The sequence below is a fragment of the Limosilactobacillus panis DSM 6035 genome (genome assembly GCF_001435935.1).
GTDB lineage: Bacteria > Bacillota > Bacilli > Lactobacillales > Lactobacillaceae > Limosilactobacillus > Limosilactobacillus panis.
In genome coordinates this window covers 1-876 of the sequence record NZ_AZGM01000005.1, presented here as the reverse complement: position 1 = coordinate 876, position 876 = coordinate 1, and the positions used below count along the sequence as shown (strand labels likewise).

At 43.4% G+C, this 876-nt stretch carries 1 protein-coding gene; it reads right to left on the bottom strand.

What is annotated here, in order from left to right; all coding sequences use genetic code 11:
- A partial coding sequence (gene ltrA, locus FD32_RS00310) for a group II intron reverse transcriptase/maturase (RefSeq protein ID WP_082611612.1) occupies positions 1–876 on the bottom strand: 876 nt, incomplete at both ends.

Below are 876 nucleotides of genomic sequence, written 5' to 3'. Positions count from 1 at the left end.
ATAGGCACCGTTACGGTCTACACCTAGTGAAAAGCCAAGAAACTTCAATCTTAGGGGACTACCAACTTTAGTTTTATCTGGATTAACTTTAACCTTCAATTGCTTTTCGAGAAAATGGGTAATACTGCGCATTACTCGTTCTCCCGCCCGTTGACTTTTAACATAAATATTACAATCATCCGCATAGCGTACAAAGTGATGGCCACGTCTGGTCAACTCTTTATCCAACTCATTTAGGTAAATATTCGCCAGTAATGGTGATAATGGTCCACCTTGCGGCGTTCCTTTGTCACTCCTAGCGAAAAGCCCATGATCTAAGACCCCGCTAGTCAAAAACTTGCGGATAAGTCTTAGCGTCCATGGGTCATTAATATATTGTTGGAGGTACTTAATCATCAAATCATGGTTGACGTTATCGAAATAGGCCTTCAGGTCTAAGTCGACTACTCTTCGATATCCCTGATTATATAGTTTAACTACCTTTGCGATTGCGTCTTGGGCTCCACGATGAGGGCGAAAGCCAAAACTATTATCCGAGAAAATACGCTCAAAGATTGGCGTGAGCACTTGGGCAACTGCTTGTTGGACCATGCGGTCCACTACCGTTGGTATCCCTAGTTTTCTCACTCCACCGTTGGGCTTGGGAATTTCCACTCGTTTAACCGGTACTGGCTTATAATTGCCTTCACGTAGGTTGGTGATTAACTCCGTTTTATTTTCTCTAAGATATTGCAGGAGGCCATCGACAGTCATATCATCAATGCCCGCTGCTCCTTTATTTCTCTTAACTCGCAAATAAGCCTGGTTCAGGTTATTGCGGTCCAAGACTTGGTCTTGGATAGTGACACTCATACCTTTACCTTCACCATAATCGGT